Origin of the sequence: Citrobacter sp. Cpo103 (assembly GCF_030332605.1) — a bacterium.
GTDB classification, from domain to species: domain Bacteria; phylum Pseudomonadota; class Gammaproteobacteria; order Enterobacterales; family Enterobacteriaceae; genus Citrobacter; species Citrobacter portucalensis.
On sequence record NZ_JAOWHO010000019.1, the window covers coordinates 141,925 to 158,931 of the forward strand.

General features: G+C 52.2%; 18 protein-coding genes. 9 read left to right on the forward strand and 9 right to left on the reverse strand.

Going from position 1 to position 17,007, the window contains the following annotated elements; all coding sequences use genetic code 11:
• From tdcB to OGX89_RS01830, 8 genes are all read left to right on the forward strand, one after another.
• A complete protein-coding gene (tdcB, locus tag OGX89_RS01795) occupies positions 1-990 on the forward strand; it encodes a bifunctional threonine ammonia-lyase/L-serine ammonia-lyase TdcB (protein ID WP_003828594.1) in 990 nt (329 codons plus the stop codon).
• A 22-nt stretch (positions 991-1,012) separates the two neighbouring features.
• Positions 1,013-2,344, forward strand: coding sequence for a threonine/serine transporter TdcC (gene tdcC / locus OGX89_RS01800; protein WP_003828591.1), 1,332 nt, complete (start codon positions 1,013-1,015; stop codon positions 2,342-2,344).
• 31 nt (positions 2,345-2,375) lie between these two features.
• On the forward strand, positions 2,376-3,584 hold the full coding sequence (tdcD, locus tag OGX89_RS01805) for a propionate kinase (RefSeq protein WP_003828589.1): 1,209 nt from the start codon (positions 2,376-2,378) through the stop codon (positions 3,582-3,584).
• Between the two features lie 28 nt (positions 3,585-3,612).
• Complete coding sequence (gene tdcE, locus OGX89_RS01810; RefSeq protein ID WP_003828587.1) at positions 3,613-5,907, forward strand: 2-ketobutyrate formate-lyase/pyruvate formate-lyase; 2,295 nt, start codon at positions 3,613-3,615, stop codon at positions 5,905-5,907.
• 13 nt (positions 5,908-5,920) lie between these two features.
• Positions 5,921-6,316 (forward strand): enamine/imine deaminase, encoded by a 396-nt coding sequence (locus OGX89_RS01815; protein WP_003828585.1) that lies wholly within the window; start codon positions 5,921-5,923, stop codon positions 6,314-6,316.
• Positions 6,317-6,403: 87 nt separating this feature from the next.
• Complete coding sequence (gene tdcG / locus OGX89_RS01820) at positions 6,404-7,768, forward strand: L-serine ammonia-lyase (RefSeq protein ID WP_003828583.1); 1,365 nt, start codon at positions 6,404-6,406, stop codon at positions 7,766-7,768.
• Positions 7,769-8,757: 989 nt separating this feature from the next.
• Positions 8,758-10,089 carry an SLC5/6 family protein gene (locus OGX89_RS01825; protein WP_126956992.1) on the forward strand — a complete coding sequence of 444 codons (1,332 nt, stop codon included), beginning with the start codon at positions 8,758-8,760 and terminating at the stop codon, positions 10,087-10,089.
• A 24-nt stretch (positions 10,090-10,113) separates the two neighbouring features.
• Positions 10,114-11,424 carry an L-cysteine desulfidase family protein gene (locus OGX89_RS01830; protein WP_126956994.1) on the forward strand — a complete coding sequence of 437 codons (1,311 nt, stop codon included), beginning with the start codon at positions 10,114-10,116 and terminating at the stop codon, positions 11,422-11,424.
• Between the two features lie 54 nt (positions 11,425-11,478).
• On the opposite strand, the gene OGX89_RS01835 is transcribed toward OGX89_RS01830, so the two are convergent.
• Together OGX89_RS01835 and OGX89_RS01840 are read right to left on the reverse strand one after the other, a co-directional pair.
• Positions 11,479-11,628 (reverse strand): protein YhaL, encoded by a 150-nt coding sequence (locus OGX89_RS01835; RefSeq protein ID WP_003828578.1) that lies wholly within the window; start codon positions 11,626-11,628, stop codon positions 11,479-11,481.
• A gap of 26 nt (positions 11,629-11,654) precedes the next feature.
• On the reverse strand, positions 11,655-12,356 hold the full coding sequence (locus OGX89_RS01840; RefSeq protein ID WP_003024860.1) for a pirin family protein: 702 nt from the start codon (positions 12,354-12,356) through the stop codon (positions 11,655-11,657).
• Between the two features lie 104 nt (positions 12,357-12,460).
• Between OGX89_RS01840 and yhaJ the strand changes: the two genes are divergently transcribed.
• Entirely contained in the window at positions 12,461-13,357 is an 897-nt protein-coding gene (gene yhaJ / locus OGX89_RS01845; protein ID WP_003024855.1) for a DNA-binding transcriptional regulator YhaJ, read from the forward strand.
• 64 nt (positions 13,358-13,421) lie between these two features.
• On the opposite strand, the gene OGX89_RS01850 is transcribed toward yhaJ, so the two are convergent.
• From OGX89_RS01850 to OGX89_RS01880, 7 genes are all read right to left on the reverse strand, one after another.
• On the reverse strand, positions 13,422-13,787 hold the full coding sequence (locus OGX89_RS01850; protein ID WP_003828575.1) for a DUF805 domain-containing protein: 366 nt from the start codon (positions 13,785-13,787) through the stop codon (positions 13,422-13,424).
• A 125-nt stretch (positions 13,788-13,912) separates the two neighbouring features.
• Positions 13,913-14,899, reverse strand: a complete 987-nt coding sequence (gene yqjG / locus OGX89_RS01855) for a glutathionyl-hydroquinone reductase YqjG (RefSeq protein ID WP_003828572.1) — start codon at positions 14,897-14,899, stop codon at positions 13,913-13,915.
• A 71-nt stretch (positions 14,900-14,970) separates the two neighbouring features.
• The gene (locus tag OGX89_RS01860) at positions 14,971-15,363 is read right to left on the reverse strand and encodes a DoxX family protein (RefSeq protein WP_003024847.1); all 393 of its coding nucleotides are present in this window, start codon (positions 15,361-15,363) and stop codon (positions 14,971-14,973) included.
• A gap of 173 nt (positions 15,364-15,536) precedes the next feature.
• A complete protein-coding gene (locus tag OGX89_RS01865) occupies positions 15,537-15,836 on the reverse strand; it encodes a YqjK-like family protein (RefSeq protein WP_003828569.1) in 300 nt (99 codons plus the stop codon).
• Positions 15,836-16,231 carry a phage holin family protein gene (locus OGX89_RS01870; RefSeq protein WP_003828567.1) on the reverse strand — a complete coding sequence of 132 codons (396 nt, stop codon included), beginning with the start codon at positions 16,229-16,231 and terminating at the stop codon, positions 15,836-15,838. Before OGX89_RS01870 ends, OGX89_RS01865 begins: the two co-directional genes overlap by 1 nt.
• 2 nt (positions 16,232-16,233) lie before the next feature.
• Positions 16,234-16,539 (reverse strand): ElaB/YgaM/YqjD family protein, encoded by a 306-nt coding sequence (locus tag OGX89_RS01875; RefSeq protein ID WP_003024832.1) that lies wholly within the window; start codon positions 16,537-16,539, stop codon positions 16,234-16,236.
• A gap of 33 nt (positions 16,540-16,572) precedes the next feature.
• A complete protein-coding gene (locus OGX89_RS01880; RefSeq protein WP_032934183.1) occupies positions 16,573-16,941 on the reverse strand; it encodes a DUF1090 domain-containing protein in 369 nt (122 codons plus the stop codon).
• Positions 16,942-17,007: the final 66 nt, after the last annotated feature.

Consider the following 17,007-nt stretch of genomic DNA (forward strand, 5'->3'; position numbering starts at 1 on the left):
ATGCACATTACATACGATCTCCCAGTTGCAATTGAAGATATCCTCGAAGCGAAAAAAAGACTTGCGGGGAAAATTTATAAAACGGGAATGCCTCGCTCTAACTATTTTAGTGAACGTTGCAAAGGGGAAATTTTCCTCAAATTTGAAAACATGCAGCGTACCGGTTCATTTAAAATCCGTGGTGCTTTTAACAAGCTCAGTTCATTAACCGAAGCTGAAAGATGTAAGGGCGTGGTGGCTTGCTCTGCAGGTAACCATGCGCAAGGCGTTTCTCTCTCCTGCGCTATGCTCGGAATCGACGGCAAAGTGGTGATGCCGAAAGGCGCACCGAAGTCTAAAGTAGCGGCAACCTGCGATTATTCTGCAGAAGTTGTACTGCACGGCGACAACTTCAACGACACCATCGCTAAGGTTAGCGAGATTGTGGAAACTGAAGGCCGTATCTTTATTCCACCCTATGATGACCCGAAAGTTATTGCTGGTCAGGGCACTATTGGTCTGGAAATTCTGGAAGATCTGTACGATGTCGATAACGTGATTGTGCCAATTGGCGGTGGCGGACTGATTGCTGGTATTGCGGTGGCAATTAAATCTATTAACCCGACCATTAAAATTATTGGCGTGCAGTCTGAAAACGTTCACGGCATGGCGGCTTCTTTCCACGCTGGAGAAATAACCACGCACCGAACGACCGGCACCCTGGCGGATGGTTGTGACGTTTCCCGCCCGGGTACTTTAACGTATGAAATTGTTCGTGAGTTGGTGGATGACATTGTCCTGGTCAGCGAAGACGAAATTCGCAACAGCATGGTGGCATTAATTCAGCGAAATAAAGTTGTGACTGAAGGTGCCGGCGCGCTGGCATGCGCAGCATTATTAAGCGGGAAATTAGATAGCTATATCCAGAACAGAAAAACAGTCAGCATTATTTCTGGCGGTAATATCGACCTTTCTCGTGTATCTCAAATTACTGGTTTAGTTGACGCTTAATATACTTCGTTGAGGATAGGATATGAGTACTACTGATAGCATTGTATCCAGCCAGACAAAACAGTCGTCCTGGCGCAAATCGGACACCACCTGGACACTGGGTTTATTTGGTACAGCCATCGGCGCTGGGGTGCTGTTCTTCCCTATCCGCGCAGGTTTTGGCGGACTGATCCCCATTCTGATCATGCTGGTGCTAGCATACCCCATCGCCTTCTATTGCCACCGTGCGCTGGCACGCCTGTGTCTTTCCGGTTCTAACCCTTCCGGCAACATCACAGAAACGGTTGAAGAGCATTTTGGTAAAACGGGTGGCGTGGTTATCACGTTCCTCTACTTCTTTGCGATTTGTCCGCTGCTGTGGATTTATGGCGTCACCATTACCAACACCTTTATGACCTTCTGGGAAAACCAGCTGCAGATGCCAGCGTTAAACCGTGGCTTCGTGGCACTCTTCCTGCTGCTGTTGATGGCATTCGTCATCTGGTTTGGTAAAGATCTGATGGTTAAAGTGATGAGCTACCTGGTATGGCCGTTCATTGCCAGCCTGGTGCTTATTTCTCTGTCCCTGATCCCATACTGGAACTCTGCGGTTATCGATCAGGTTGATCTCAGCAATATCGCACTGACCGGCCATGACGGTATCCTGGTTACCGTGTGGCTGGGTATTTCCATCATGGTGTTCTCTTTCAACTTCTCACCGATTGTTTCTTCCTTCGTGGTCTCCAAACGTGAAGAGTATGAGAAAGATTTTGGTCGCGAGTTCACCGAGCAGAAGTGTTCTAAAATCATCTCTCGCGCCAGTATGCTGATGGTTGCCGTGGTTATGTTCTTCGCCTTTAGCTGCCTGTTCACGCTGTCTCCGGCAAACATGGCGGATGCGAAAGCACAGAACATTCCAGTACTGTCTTACCTGGCAAACCACTTCGCTTCACTGTCCGGTACGAAGTCCACCTTCGCGACCGTTCTGGAGTACGGTGCTTCAATCATCGCCCTGGTTGCTATCTTCAAATCTTTCTTCGGCCACTATCTGGGCACGCTGGAAGGTCTGAACGGTCTGGTGCTGAAGTTTGGTTATAAAGGCGATAAAACGAAAGTTTCTGCCGGCAAACTTAATACCATCAGCATGATCTTCATCATGGGCTCCACCTGGGTTGTGGCTTACGCCAACCCGAACATCCTGGACCTGATTGAAGCAATGGGCGCGCCGATTATTGCCTCTCTGCTCTGCCTGCTGCCGATGTATGCCATCCGTAAAGCGCCATCACTGGCGAAATACCGTGGCCGTCTGGATAACGTGTTTGTTACCGTGATTGGTCTGCTGACCATCCTGAACATCGTCTACAAACTGTTTTAATCCTTAAGCTCAGGATGAGCGGAGTAGTGAAATGAATGAGTTTCCGGTAGTACTGGTTATTAACTGTGGTTCGTCTTCCATTAAATTCTCAGTGCTGGATGCAGCAAACTGTGAAGTTTTAATGGCGGGAATTGCAGACGGTATTAACTCTGAAAATGCGTTCATAGCAATTAATGGAGGAGAGCCAGCTAAGCTGGCTCACCACAGCTACGAAGACGCATTAAAAGCAATTGCCGTTGAACTGGAGAAACGTAATTTAATGGACAGCGTGGCCTTAATTGGCCACCGCATTGCCCACGGCGGAAATATCTTTACCGAATCAGCAATTATTACTGACGAAGTTATCGATAATATTCGCCGGGTATCACCATTAGCACCGCTACATAATTATGCGAACCTGAGTGGGATCGAATCCGCTCAGCACCTTTTCCCGGGTGTGCAGCAGGTTGCGGTATTTGATACCAGCTTCCACCAGACGATGGCTCCTGAGGCCTATCTGTACGGTTTACCGTGGAAATATTTTGAGGAGTTGGGCGTTCGTCGTTATGGCTTCCACGGCACGTCGCATCGCTATGTTTCTCAGCGAGCGCATGAGCTTCTCGACCTGCAGAGTGATGACTCCGGTCTGGTTGTGGCGCACCTGGGCAACGGCGCGTCAATCTGTGCGGTACGTAATGGACAGAGCGTTGATACCTCAATGGGCATGACGCCGCTGGAAGGGCTGATGATGGGCACACGCAGCGGCGACGTCGATTTCGGCGCCATGGCGTGGATTGCCAGCGAAACCAACCAGACGCTGAGCGACCTTGAGCGCGTAGTGAATAAAGAGTCCGGTTTACTGGGTATTTCCGGTTTGTCCTCTGACTTACGTACGTTAGAAAAAGCCTGGCACGAGGGACATGAGCGTGCGCAGCTGGCGATTAAAACGTTTGTGCATCGTATTTCACGCCATATCGCCGGACATGCCGCATCGCTGCATCGTCTTGATGGGATTATTTTCACCGGTGGAATAGGTGAGAACTCGGTATTAATTCGTCGTCTGGTTATTGAACACCTTGCCGTTTTAGGTGTGAATATCGACAGCGAGATGAATAGCCTGCCAAATTCCCATGGCGAAAGAATTATCTCTAATAAAGATGCTCGTGTTATTTGTGCGGTAATTCCCACAAATGAAGAGAAAATGATTGCACGTGATGCCATTGCCTTAGGCAAAATTAATACACCAGTAGAATTTGCATAATTAATTTTCAGCAGAGAGATTATTTTTCATGAAGGTAAATATCGATACCAGCGATATGCTGTATGCCGAGGCCTGGAATGGCTTTAAAGGTACGGACTGGAAAGAAGAAATTAATGTCCGTGATTTTATTCAGCACAACTATACGCCTTATGAAGGGGATGAATCTTTCCTCGCCGAAGCAACGCCTGCGACCACTGCATTGTGGGAAAAAGTTATGGCGGGCATCCGTATTGAAAACTCGACGCACGCGCCGGTTGATTTCGATACCAATATTGCTACCACGATAACCGCGCATGATGCGGGTTATATTGAACAAGAACTGGAAAAAATCGTCGGTCTGCAAACGGATAAGCCGCTCAAGCGCGCTCTGCATCCTTTTGGCGGCATCAACATGATCAAAAGCTCTTTTGATGCTTATGGTCGTGAGATGGATGCTGATTTTGAATACCAGTTTACTGAACTGCGTAAAACCCATAACCAGGGCGTCTTCGACGCCTACTCTCCGGATATGCTGCGCTGCCGTAAATCCGGGGTGCTGACCGGCCTGCCGGATGGTTACGGTCGTGGTCGTATCATCGGTGACTATCGCCGCGTCGCGCTGTACGGTATCCGCTATCTGGTGCGTGAGCGTGAACTGCAGTTTGCCGATCTCCAGTCGAACCTGGAGTGGGGCCAGAATCTTGAAGCCACGATTCGTCTGCGCGAAGAGCTGTCTGAACACCGTCGCGCCCTGCTGCAAATGCAGGAAATGGCGGCGAAATACGGCTGCGATATCTCCCGTCCGGCGCGTAATGCGCAGGAAGCGGTGCAGTGGGTGTACTTTGCTTACCTGGCTGCGGTGAAATCTCAGAACGGTGGCGCTATGTCGCTGGGCCGTACCGCATCGTTCCTCGATATTTATATTGAGCGCGATTTCAAAGCGGGCGTGTTAAATGAGCAGCAGGCGCAGGAGCTGATCGACCACTTCATTATGAAGATCCGTATGGTGCGCTTCCTGCGTACGCCGGAATTCGACACCTTGTTCTCAGGCGACCCTATCTGGGCGACCGAAGTTATCGGCGGTATGGGGTTGGATGGCCGCACGCTGGTGACGAAAAACTCGTTCCGCTATCTGCATACGCTGCACACCATGGGCCCGGCACCTGAGCCGAACCTGACGGTGCTTTGGTCTGAGCAGCTACCGATTGCCTTCAAAAAGTACGCCGCCCAGGTGTCTATCATCACTTCGTCTTTGCAGTATGAAAACGACGATCTGATGCGTGCCGACTTTGACAGCGATGACTATGCCATTGCCTGCTGCGTCAGCCCGATGGTTATCGGCAAGCAAATGCAGTTCTTCGGGGCGCGTGCCAACCTCGCCAAAACGTTGCTGTATGCAATCAACGGTGGCGTGGATGAGAAGCTGAAAATCCAGGTCGGGCCGAAAACGGCACCGCTGATGGATGACGTGTTGGACTACGACACCGTGATGGAGAGCCTGGACCACTTTATGGACTGGCTGGCGGTGCAGTACATCAGCGCGCTGAACATCATCCACTATATGCACGACAAGTACAGCTACGAAGCTTCGCTGATGGCGCTGCACGATCGTGATGTCTATCGCACGATGGCCTGTGGTATGGCGGGTCTGTCCGTGGCGGCGGATTCTCTGTCGGCTATCAAATACGCTCGCGTGAAACCGATTCGCGATGAAAATGGTCTGGCGGTTGATTTCGAAATCGAAGGCGACTATCCGCAATACGGTAACAACGACGAGCGCGTAGACAGCATTGCCTGCGACCTGGTCGAACGCTTTATGAAGAAAATTAAGGTGTTGCCAACCTACCGTAACGCGGTGCCGACGCAGTCCATTCTGACCATTACCTCCAACGTGGTGTACGGACAGAAAACCGGTAACACGCCGGATGGACGTCGCGCAGGTACGCCGTTTGCGCCAGGGGCGAACCCGATGCACGGCCGCGATCGCAAAGGTGCGGTAGCGTCGTTAACCTCGGTTGCCAAACTGCCGTTCACCTATGCCAAAGACGGTATCTCGTACACCTTCTCCATTGTGCCGGCAGCGCTGGGCAAAGAGGATGGAGTGCGTAAAACCAACCTGGTCGGTCTGCTGGACGGTTACTTCCACCATGAAGCACATGTGGAAGGTGGTCAGCATCTGAACGTTAACGTTATGAACCGTGAAATGTTGATGGATGCCATTGAGCACCCGGAAAACTATCCGAACCTGACGATCCGCGTGTCTGGCTATGCGGTGCGCTTCAACGCGCTGACCCGCGAACAGCAGCAGGATGTTATTTCACGTACTTTCACCCAGGCGCTTTGACGCTGGAGGGGCTATGAGAAAAGTAATTGCAACCGAATGTGCGCCAGGGGCGATTGGGCCTTACGTACAGGGTGTGGATCTGGGCAGCATGGTGTTGACGTCAGGTCAAATCCCGGTGTGTCCACAGACCGGTGAAGTGGCTGAAAACGTGGCGGATCAGGCACGTCAAAGCCTGGAGAACGTGAAAGCGATCGTCGAGTCTGCAGGTTTGAAAGTGAGCGATATCGTGAAGACGACCGTTTTCGTTTCTGACCTGAACGACTTCGCCACCATTAATCAGGTGTACCAGCAGTTCTTTGATGAGCATAAGGCAATCTACCCCACGCGCAGTTGCGTGCAGGTCGCCCGCTTACCAAAGGATGTGAAGCTGGAGATTGAAGCCATCGCCGTACGTGGCGACACGCTGTAATCCCTTGCGGGGCGATCTCAGGATCGCCCCGATCCTTAATGAGTGTGAAACCTGGTCTTCACTGAACGGCAATCCGAGGGTGTGGATATGATTAGCGCATTCGATATTTTTAAGATTGGCATTGGACCTTCCAGCTCCCATACCGTGGGGCCAATGAACGCAGGTAAAAGCTTTATCGATCTGTTGGTCAGCAGCGGGGAACTTCCCAAAGCTACGCATATTGTGGTCGATCTTTATGGATCGCTTTCCCTGACCGGAAAAGGTCATGCGACAGATGTCGCCATCATGATGGGACTGGCCGGTAACAGTCCGCAAAACGTTAATATAGATTCTATCGCTGGTTTTACTCAGGAAGTGGCCCGTACCGGACGTTTACCGGTTGCAGAGGGCACGCATATTGTCGATTTCTCCCCAGACAAAAATATCCTCTTTCACGCCGAAACGCTGCCGCGCCATGAAAATGGCATGCGTATCACCGCATGGAACGACACCGAGACGCTATTAAGCAAAACCTATTACTCCGTCGGCGGTGGTTTTATCGTTGAAGAGGAGCAATTTGGTCAGGCGCATGATGTTGAAGCACACGTGCCCTACAATTTTCATTCCGCCAGCGAACTGCTGAAATTGTGCGAGCGCAACGGGCTATCCGTTTCCGGCCTGATGATGCAGAACGAACTGGCGATGCGTAGCAAAGAAGAAATCGATGCTGGTTTTGCCGCCATCTGGGACGTCATGCACGCCGGAATCGAGCGCGGCATGAACACCGAAGGCGTCCTGCCGGGTCCATTGAACGTTCCGCGCCGCGCCGTGGCATTACGCCGGTTGCTGGTTTCCAGCGATAATCTGTCCAGCGACCCGATGAACGTTATCGACTGGATCAACATGTTCGCGCTGGCCGTGAGCGAAGAAAACGCCGCCGGATGCCGGGTTGTGACGGCACCGACCAACGGCGCATGTGGAATTATCCCTGCGGTCCTGGCCTATTACGACAAGTTCCGCCGTCCGGTGAATGCAAACTCCATTGCCCGCTACTTGCTGGCCGCGGGGGCGATAGGGGCGCTGTATAAGATGAACGCCTCTATTTCTGGTGCTGAAGTCGGCTGCCAGGGTGAAATTGGCGTAGCCTGTTCAATGGCGGCTGCCGGGCTGACCGAGTTGCTCGGCGGTAGCCCGTCGCAGGTTTGTATTGCGGCGGAAATCGCCATGGAGCATAACCTGGGGCTGACCTGCGATCCGGTTGCTGGACAGGTGCAAATACCGTGTATTGAACGCAATGCGATCAACGCGGTAAAAGCCGTCAACGCCGCACGTATGGCGCTACGTCGCACATCTGAGCCACGCGTTTCGCTCGATAAAGTGATCGAGACCATGTATGAAACGGGCAAAGATATGAACGACAAATACCGCGAAACGTCACGCGGTGGCCTGGCGATTAAAGTGGTTTGTACCTGAGATGAAAGGGTGCGTTTGTAGGCCGGATAAGGCGTAAGCGCCGCCATCCGGCAATGAATCAATCAACATCCACTGACCAGGATGATGAATCTGAGGCATTGTTCCGTTCACCTTATGTTCATTGCTTCTCTTATGTACCGGTTCCTGTGAACGTGTAAAGGGTGCTATCGCCGCACCCTTTACAATCCCGGCTCCCGGCAGGAAAATTGTTGCTGCGCAATACTCTCCGCTTATTCCTTCAGGCTACCGGGCCGGGCGCGAGGTAGCATCCATGCAAAGCGCGCCCTGAGCCAGCATCCATGCTGGCTCTCCCTGCCTTACGGAAACACGTCGGCAATTTTCAGCCGGACCAGCCCACACCTGACCATCTGCGTTTTTTTGTTTAAACAGCAAAACGGGTTTCACTGGAAGTCAGAGCATTGAAGCGATGACCCCGGTCCGGCTGAAAATCGATGAGGCGTTGACGGCTGACCGGGGCTGCCCGCAGGGATGCGGGCAGAGGGGATGGCCTGCAGGGATGCAGGCTCGGCCCCGACCCGACAGGCAGACGGCATAAGACGAATGAATCGCGCAGCGACGATTTTCCCGCCGGGAGCCTGGGTTGCAAGGGAGGCGGCGATGAGCCTCCCTTGCACGTTCACGGGTAACGGCGTTTCAGAGAAATGACACCGCTGAGGTGAACGGAATCCTGAACTAGAATCGCATGTTCTCGATAATGCTTAACTGACAAACATTAGCACTTTAGCGCACCTTTTTTTGTTGTGATCCGCTTCAAAAACAGAAATTTAATACATTTATCGGTATTTAAAGAGAAAATATTTCTTAACTTTTAGAAATTACAGGGGTTTGTTTGTGAAGTTTTTCTCTGATCCTGCGCGTATGATTTCTTCATTACTCCAATAGCTCACCTGCACCTAAGTACTGCGTATCGCATTGATGCAGTACGAAAAAAATATAAAAACCTCTACCTACAAATTGAGCGGAAAATTATGGAAACGGCAACGAATAGTAGCGTAATACTCGACGCATCTGCTCCGGCACGTCGGGCGGGAATGACCGAAAGCGAATGGCGCGAAGCTATTAAATTCGACAGCACGGATACCGGCTGGGTCATTATGAGTATCGGTATGGCAATTGGCGCGGGGATTGTTTTTCTTCCTGTCCAGGTAGGATTGATGGGGCTGTGGGTGTTCTTGCTCTCCTCTATCATCGGTTACCCAGCCATGTACCTGTTCCAGCGCCTGTTTATCAACACGCTGGCTGAGTCCCCAGAGTGTAAAGACTACCCGAGCGTGATCAGCGGCTATCTGGGTAAGAACTGGGGCATCCTGTTAGGTGCGTTGTATTTTGTGATGCTGGTTATCTGGATGTTCGTTTATTCCACCGCCATCACCAATGACAGCGCCTCTTATCTGCACACGTTTGGCGTGACGGAAGGTTTACTGTCCGACAGCCCGTTCTATGGCCTGGTACTGATTTGCATCCTGGTGGCTATCTCGTCACGCGGGGAACAAATGCTGTTTAAAATCTCCACCGGTATGGTACTGACCAAGCTGCTGGTTGTGGCAGCGCTTGGCGTGTCGATGGTAGGGATGTGGCATCTGCATAACGCAGGTTCACTGCCGCCGATGGCGCTGCTGATCAAAAATGCGATCATCACTCTGCCGTTTACGCTGACCTCGATTCTGTTTATTCAGACCTTAAGCCCGATGGTTATCTCATACCGTTCACGCAACAAATCCATCGAAGTGGCACGCCATAAAGCTCTGCGTGCCATGAACATCGCGTTCGGTATTCTGTTTGTTACCGTCTTTTTCTACGCTGTTTCCTTCACATTGGCGATGGGCCACGACGAAGCGGTTAAAGCTTATGAGCAGAACATTTCCGCTCTGGCGATTGCCGCGCAATTTATCAATGGTGCGGGTGCTGGCTGGGTGAAAATCGTCAGCGTTATTCTGAACATTTTCGCCGTTATGACCGCTTTCTTCGGCGTCTACTTAGGTTTCCGTGAAGCGACTCAAGGGATCGTGATGAACATTCTGCGCCGCTATGTGCCGGCTGAGAAAATCAACGAAACCTTTGTTCAGCGCGGCATTATGATTTTTGCCATCCTGCTGGCCTGGAGCGCAATTGTGCTCAACGCGCCGGTACTGAGCTTCACCTCTATTTGTAGCCCTATCTTCGGCATGGTGGGTTGTCTGATCCCGGCCTGGCTGGTCTACAAAGTTCCTGCACTGCACAAATACAAAGGCGCTTCCCTGTATCTGATTATTTTCACGGGCCTGCTGTTGTGCGTTTCTCCGTTCCTGGCATTTTCCTGAGATATTTGAGCAAAGGTTGTTGTTATGTTTGAGACTACATTGAATCCATTATGGGATAGTTTTATCCGCGCAGTGCAGGAAGAAGTTAAGCCTGCGTTGGGCTGTACAGAACCTATCTCTCTGGCTCTGGCGGCGGCGGTTGCCTCCTCTGAGCTGGACGGCGCGGTTGAACGCATTGACGCGTGGGTCTCACCGAACCTGATGAAAAACGGCATGGGCGTTACCGTGCCGGGTACCGGAATGGTCGGGTTACCTGTCGCGGCGGCGCTGGGTGTGCTGGGGGGAAATGCCCGTGCCGGTTTAGAGGTACTGAAAGATGCGTCGCCACAAGCGATCGCCGATGCGAAAGCGATGCTGAGCGCTGGCAAGGTTGCGGTGATGCTGCAGGAGCCTTGCGAGGACATCCTCTTTTCCCGCGCGAAGGTTTACAGCGCTGAAGGATGGGCGTGCGTGACGATTGTGGGCGGTCATACCAACATTGTGCACATCGAGACCAATAAGGGCGTAGTGTTCACCACAGAACAGAATGCTCAGGAAGAGGAACAGGAGTCGCCGCTGGCGGTACTGTCTCACACCTCGCTGGAAGAGATTCTGGAGTTCGTGAATGCGGTACCGTTTGAGTCAATCCGCTTTATCCTCGATGCGGCAAAACTGAACGGTGCGCTGTCTCAGGAAGGGCTGCGCGGTAACTGGGGTTTGCACATCGGAACCACGCTTGAGAAGCAGTGTGCGCGTGGCCTGCTGGCGAACGATCTCTCCACCTCTATTCTGATCCGTACCAGTGCGGCGTCGGATGCGCGAATGGGCGGGGCGACGCTGCCGGCCATGAGCAACTCCGGCTCCGGTAATCAGGGCATTACCGCGACTGTTCCGGTGATGGTGGTGGCCGAGCACTTTGGCGCGGATGAGGAGAAACTGGCACGTGCGCTAATGTTGTCTCATCTGAGCGCTATCTACATCCATCATCAACTTCCGCGTTTGTCTGCACTGTGTGCAGCAACCACGGCGGCGATGGGGGCAGCAGCGGGGATGGCATGGATCGTAGATGGTCGCTACAACACCATCGCGATGGCGATCAGCAGCATGATTGGCGACGTGAGCGGAATGATATGCGATGGCGCTTCAAACAGCTGCGCGATGAAAGTCTCAACCAGTGCTTCCGCGGCGTGGAAAGCGGTGCTGATGGCGCTGGATGATACTGCTGTAACCGGCAACGAAGGGATTGTGGCGCATAACGTGGAACAATCTATCGCTAACCTGTGTGCGCTGGCGTGTCGTTCAATGCAGGAAACCGACAAGCAGATTATTGAGATCATGGCCAGTAAGGCACATTAATCTATAGGCCGGGTAAGGCGTTGCCGCCACCCGGCATAAGTCTAAGCCGCCTGTTCAGGCGGCTTCTTCGTCTTCCAGCCGTAGTTCGGCATCGGCCACAATCGCTTCCAGCTCTGTCAGCATTTCTTCATAGCCGAAGGTAACTGTTTCCTGTTTTTTCGGCTCAACCTGAGGCTGGCGTTTTTTTGATGATTTCTTGCTCAATAGTCGTACTCCATTGTTTTCCCTGACTATACGGGCAAATCTATCAGCAAAGCGCGCAGCGGGGTATCGGCGACTAACGTTATGTTAGTTTCGTCACGAATAAATGCCCCATCGCCACAGGTGAGTGCTTCTTTTTCGGCGCCAGACGTCACCGCATGGAATCTGCCGTGAATCGACTGTAAATAAGCACGTGGCCCATGTAACTGAAAACTCAACGATTCACCTTGCTGCAGCTCAACGTGGTGCACCCATACCTGTTGGCGCAGATGCAGGCTGCCTTGTTCACCGTCCGGCGAGGCCAGCAACTGATGCTTACCGGTGCCCAGCGTGGCTTTCTGTACACAGGCGTTTTCACGCTGCGGGCAGGCGTCCAGCCAGAGCTGCATCCGGGTTAACGGTTTGTCTTTGCTGATATTGTGTTCGCTATAGCTAATCCCGGGCTGTGTCGCGAGCAGCAAAACTTCACCTGCTTTGGCCTTGATATGGTTGCCTTCGCTGTCTCGGTACTCCGCTTCCCCTTCGAGGATCAGATTGACGATATCCACCTTCGGATAGGTCCGTGGCTGGAAAGAGGCCCCCGGTGCCAGAACTTCCTGGTTCAGAACACGCAGCGAGGCATAACCCAGCAGTTTAGGATCAAAATAGTGTCCAAAGGAGAAGGTATAACGGGCCTGCAGCCAGCCGTAGTCTGCTTGCCCGCATTGTTTGGCTGTACGGGTAGTAATCATAGTTCTTGACCTCTCTTTACTTCCTTTTATGTTAAATGGCTAGACGCTGCATTGTTAGCCAGATATTCTGCCCGGTATGTTCAAATTTCCTGAATGAGAACGAGATGGCCAAAGAAAGGGCTTTAACGCTTGAAGCGTTACGCGTCATGGACGCAATAGACAGGCGCGGTAGTTTTGCTGCTGCGGCAGATGAACTGGGACGCGTTCCTTCCGCACTTAGCTATACCATGCAGAAGCTGGAGGAAGAGCTGGACGTGGTGCTGTTTGACCGTTCAGGCCACCGCACAAAATTCACTAACGTTGGGCGTATGCTGCTGGAGCGTGGGCGCGTACTGCTGGAAGCTGCGGATAAACTGACCACCGATGCCGAAGCATTGGCTCGCGGTTGGGAAACGCATCTGACCATCGTAACCGAAGCGCTGGTGCCGACGGCGGCGTTTTTCCCGCTGATCGACAGGCTTGCCGGGAAGGCCAATACCCAGCTTTCCGTTATTACCGAAGTTCTGGCCGGGGCGTGGGAGCGTCTTGAGCAGGGGCGGGCGGATATCGTGATTGCGCCGGATATGCATTTTCGCTCATCCTCAGAAATCAACTCGCGCAAGCTGTACTCGCTGATGAACGTCTATGTAGCGGCCCCGGATCATCCCATCCATCAGGAGCCGGAACCGTTATCGGAAGTCACCCGCGTTAAATACCGTGGGATCGCGGTGGCGGATACCGCCCGTGAACGTCCGGTGCTGACGGTTCAACTGCTGGATAAGCAGCCGCGTCTGACGGTGAGTACGATAGAAGATAAACGTCAGGCGCTGTTGGCCGGATTGGGCGTGGCGACGATGCCGTACCCGCTGGTGGAAGAGGATATTGCGGCTGGTCGGCTGCGGGTCGTTAGTCCGGAATCGACAAGCGAGATAGATATTATTATGGCCTGGCGTCGTGACAGCATGGGCGAGGCGAAATCCTGGTGTCTGCGGGAAATCCCCAAGCTGTTTGCGGGTAAATAGTCTGACTGTTCCGCCGGATGCGGTGCAATTGCACCTTATCCGGCCTACAAAAGGGTGTATGACGTCAGGATGGTTGTTTAGGGTCAGCGCCGAAGCGGTTGCTCCCTTGAGTCCCGTTTTGGCAGTTGAAAATGATGATCACCAGCCAGCCTACGATCGGGATCAGCAGCACCAGTAGCCACCAGGCTGAACGATCGGTGTCATGTAAACGCCGGAACTGTACCGCCCACCACGGAATAAAGACCAGAACCCCGTAAATCGTCGTTAATATGCCTTCTCCACCGGCGCGCTCCCAGCCAAACATTCTGTCCAGAATACCCAGCACGAACGTGAAGATGATGTTGACCAGCACAAACATCCAGTATTCTTTACGACGCGCGCGGCCACCAAAACCAAAGTAATTCTTTAATACGTTTAAATACCAATCCATTTTTGCCTCGTTCTGCATTCAATTACTTGTTTTTAAAGCAATCAAATTAAGAATAGCTGTGAATGAAATGATGGTAAATATTTGCGGTATTAATTATTTAGCCCCCAGATGGGGGCCAGTGTAAATCAGGCGAAACGCTCGTCACGCCCGTGGGGTTCGTTGAGGTCCTGCCACGGCCCAACAGAAATAATGCCGGTTGGGTTAATGGTTTTGTGGCTACGGAAGTAGTGATTGCGGATATGATCGAAATTGACGGTTTCCGCAATACCCGGCATCTGGTAGATATCACGCAGGAAACCGTACAGGTTCAGATAGTCGCTAATCCGGTGTTTGTCGCACTTGAAGTGGGTGACATACACGGGATCAAAGCGTACCAGCGTGGTCCACAGGCGAATGTCGGCCTCGGTTAACTGGTCGCCGGTCAGGTAACGATGTTGCCCAAGGATCTGCTCCAGTCGTGCCAGAGATTGAAAGACGTTATCCACGGCGTCGTCGTAGGCTTCCTGACTGGTGGCAAATCCGGCTTTATACACACCGTTATTAACGTTGTCATAAATCCAGCCGTTCAGCTCGTCGATTTTGCTTTGCAGGGCAGGGGGATAGTAATCTCCGGCTTTCGCGCCCAGCGCATCAAACGCGGTGTTAAACATGCGGATGATTTCTGCAGATTCGTTGCTGACAATAGTGTGGTTCTTTTTGTCCCACAGTACCGGAACGGTCACCCGACCGCTGTAGTGCGGATCGGCGTGTAAATAGAGCTGATAAAGAAATTCGTGCTGATACAGGGTATCGCCGGTTGCCGCCGGGAAGTTGTCGTCAAAGGTCCAGCCGTTTTCCAGCATCAGCGGATGCACAACAGAAACGGAAATAAACGGTTCCAGCCCTTTGAGTTTGCGCAAAATCAGCGTGCGATGCGCCCACGGACAGGCCAGAGAAACGTACAGATGATAGCGGTCTTTTTCGGCAGCAAAGCCACCTTCACCGGTCGGGCCAGGCGCGCCATCCGCGGAGAGCCAGTTACGGAAAGCCGATGCAGAACGTTGAAATTTTCCACCGGTTGATTTGGTATCGTACCAGGTGTCATGCCAGACGCCGTCAATCAGTTGTCCCATTTTATCGCCTCCTCAGATAGCAAAAGCGAGGAGATATCTCCTCGCTTTTTGATGTGTTCAGTATAGTTTGATTACCACTTTTTATTCAGTACGCGGTCAATACTAAATGCGCCTGGACCGGTGATAGCCAGCAACAGGAAACCGCCTGCGATGGTCAGGTTTTTCATGAACATCAGGGAGTTCACACCTTCCGCAAAGTTGCTGTGGAAGAGGAACGCTGTCAGCAATGTGAAGCCTGCGGTGAACAGCGCAGTTGTACGGGTCAGGAAACCGAACAGAATTGCCAGACCGCCGCCAAACTCAAGCAGAATCACCAGCGGCAGCATAAATCCTGGGACGCCCATGGCTTCCATGTACTGTTGGGTACCCGCATATCCGGTGATTTTTCCCCAACCTGCGGTAATAAACAGGATTGGCATCAGAATGCGCGCTACCAGTACACCAACATCTTCTAATTTCTTCATCATACTCTCCAGGAAACCACTCAGGCGGCTTATTGTGTTTTTTTGTGCATCGACGCTGCAGAGCACGTCGTTGCTGTCGATGGAGAGAATCATAAACGTGCTTAATGAGAATTGTTAGCAAGGAAAACTGTCAGTATTTTTCAAAAATTTTGAGGTTGGGGGTAAGTAAAGGATTAGCCGCGCAGTTGCTGCTGTCTGATGGTCGATTTCACCAGACGCCAGATACTCCAGACGCTAAAGCCGCGCTTAGCCCAGCGTACCAGCAGATTCGGGTTGCGGATGGTGCGAACCGCCATAATACTGCTCCCGACCAACACCCAGCCACGCAGGTTCAGTAGCGTCTTCCAGCCACGATCGTAGACCTCGGTGGCTTCCAGCCAGTCGCGGCGAGTCGCAGACAGATCCAGCCGTTGCTGCTGGATCTGTCCAAGCAGTTGCGCCTTACGCTTTTGACGTTCGACTTTGCTGCTCATTATGCATCATCCTCCAGGGCTTGCCTGTCATTAGCGAGTTCCTGGCGTGTATGGCGTAGCAGCGTTGTTTTACGTGCTTTACGCAGCGTCCATATCCCGCCAATCAGCGCTAACAGCAACAGCACAACGGTGGTGGCAATCATGGCGTTCAGGCGGTATTGAGGGTCAATGGCCCAGATGATAAGCACCATCAGGCTCATCAGGCCAAACGCCGCGAACAGCATAGTCAGCCCAAGCATCAGCAGGATCTGGATGAGATTGGCTTTTTCCTCTTCCAGCTCAACGACGGCCAGCCGCAGGCGTGTTTCTACGATCTCAACGAGAATCGTCAGGATCCGCTGTCCAATACCCAGTACGCCTTTGCCTGGACCTTGTGCGTGTTGAGAATCAGCCATTGTTAACGGCGCGACAGCAGTACACCAAGCACCACACCGACTGCAGCGCCAATGCCGACGCCTGTCCATGGGTTTTCGCGCACGTAGTTATCGGCTTTAGCCGCGGCCTCACGGGTCTGTTTGGCAATTACATCGCTGGTTTCACTCAGACGATGGCGGCTCTCGCGCAGCGCATGTTCGGCTTTGCTGCGAATTTTACTCATCTCTTCCTTCGACTTATCGCCAGAGGAGCTAAGTACTTCTTCAAGCGTATCCGCAAGAGATTTCAGCTCAGCGCGCAGGTTTTCCGTAGCATTATCTTTCGACATAGTTTTCTCCAGTTGAGTGGCTAGTTACCGTACTTAGTAATCGCGGGTCTCGAGTTCTTTTAGCTCTTGCTGAGCTTCAGCAAGCTTGTGTTCACGCTTTGCTACCTTCTCCGCATCGCCTTTTTGCTTAGCTTCGGCTAAGTCACGTTGACGCTCGGCAATCTCATTTTTCTGCTCGGCGATCTTTTTCTGATGGTTGGCGCGCAGTTTGCTGTCAGTACAGTTTGCTCTGACTTCGCTCAGCGCTTTGTTCAGCCCATTGATACGGCTCTGATTGTTGTGTTTTTCGGCATAGCTAATCTCCCGCTGAATGTCTTGTTCTTTTTCCTGACAGAGGGTGGTGGCGTAGCTGCCGGCACTGAGAGCGAAAAGGCTAATTGCCAAAGCGATGCGGTATTTCATTCTTGAACCTTCCATTGTGATTCGACCTCGTCGTTTAGGGTCGATGCTCCAGAATAATAAAACGTT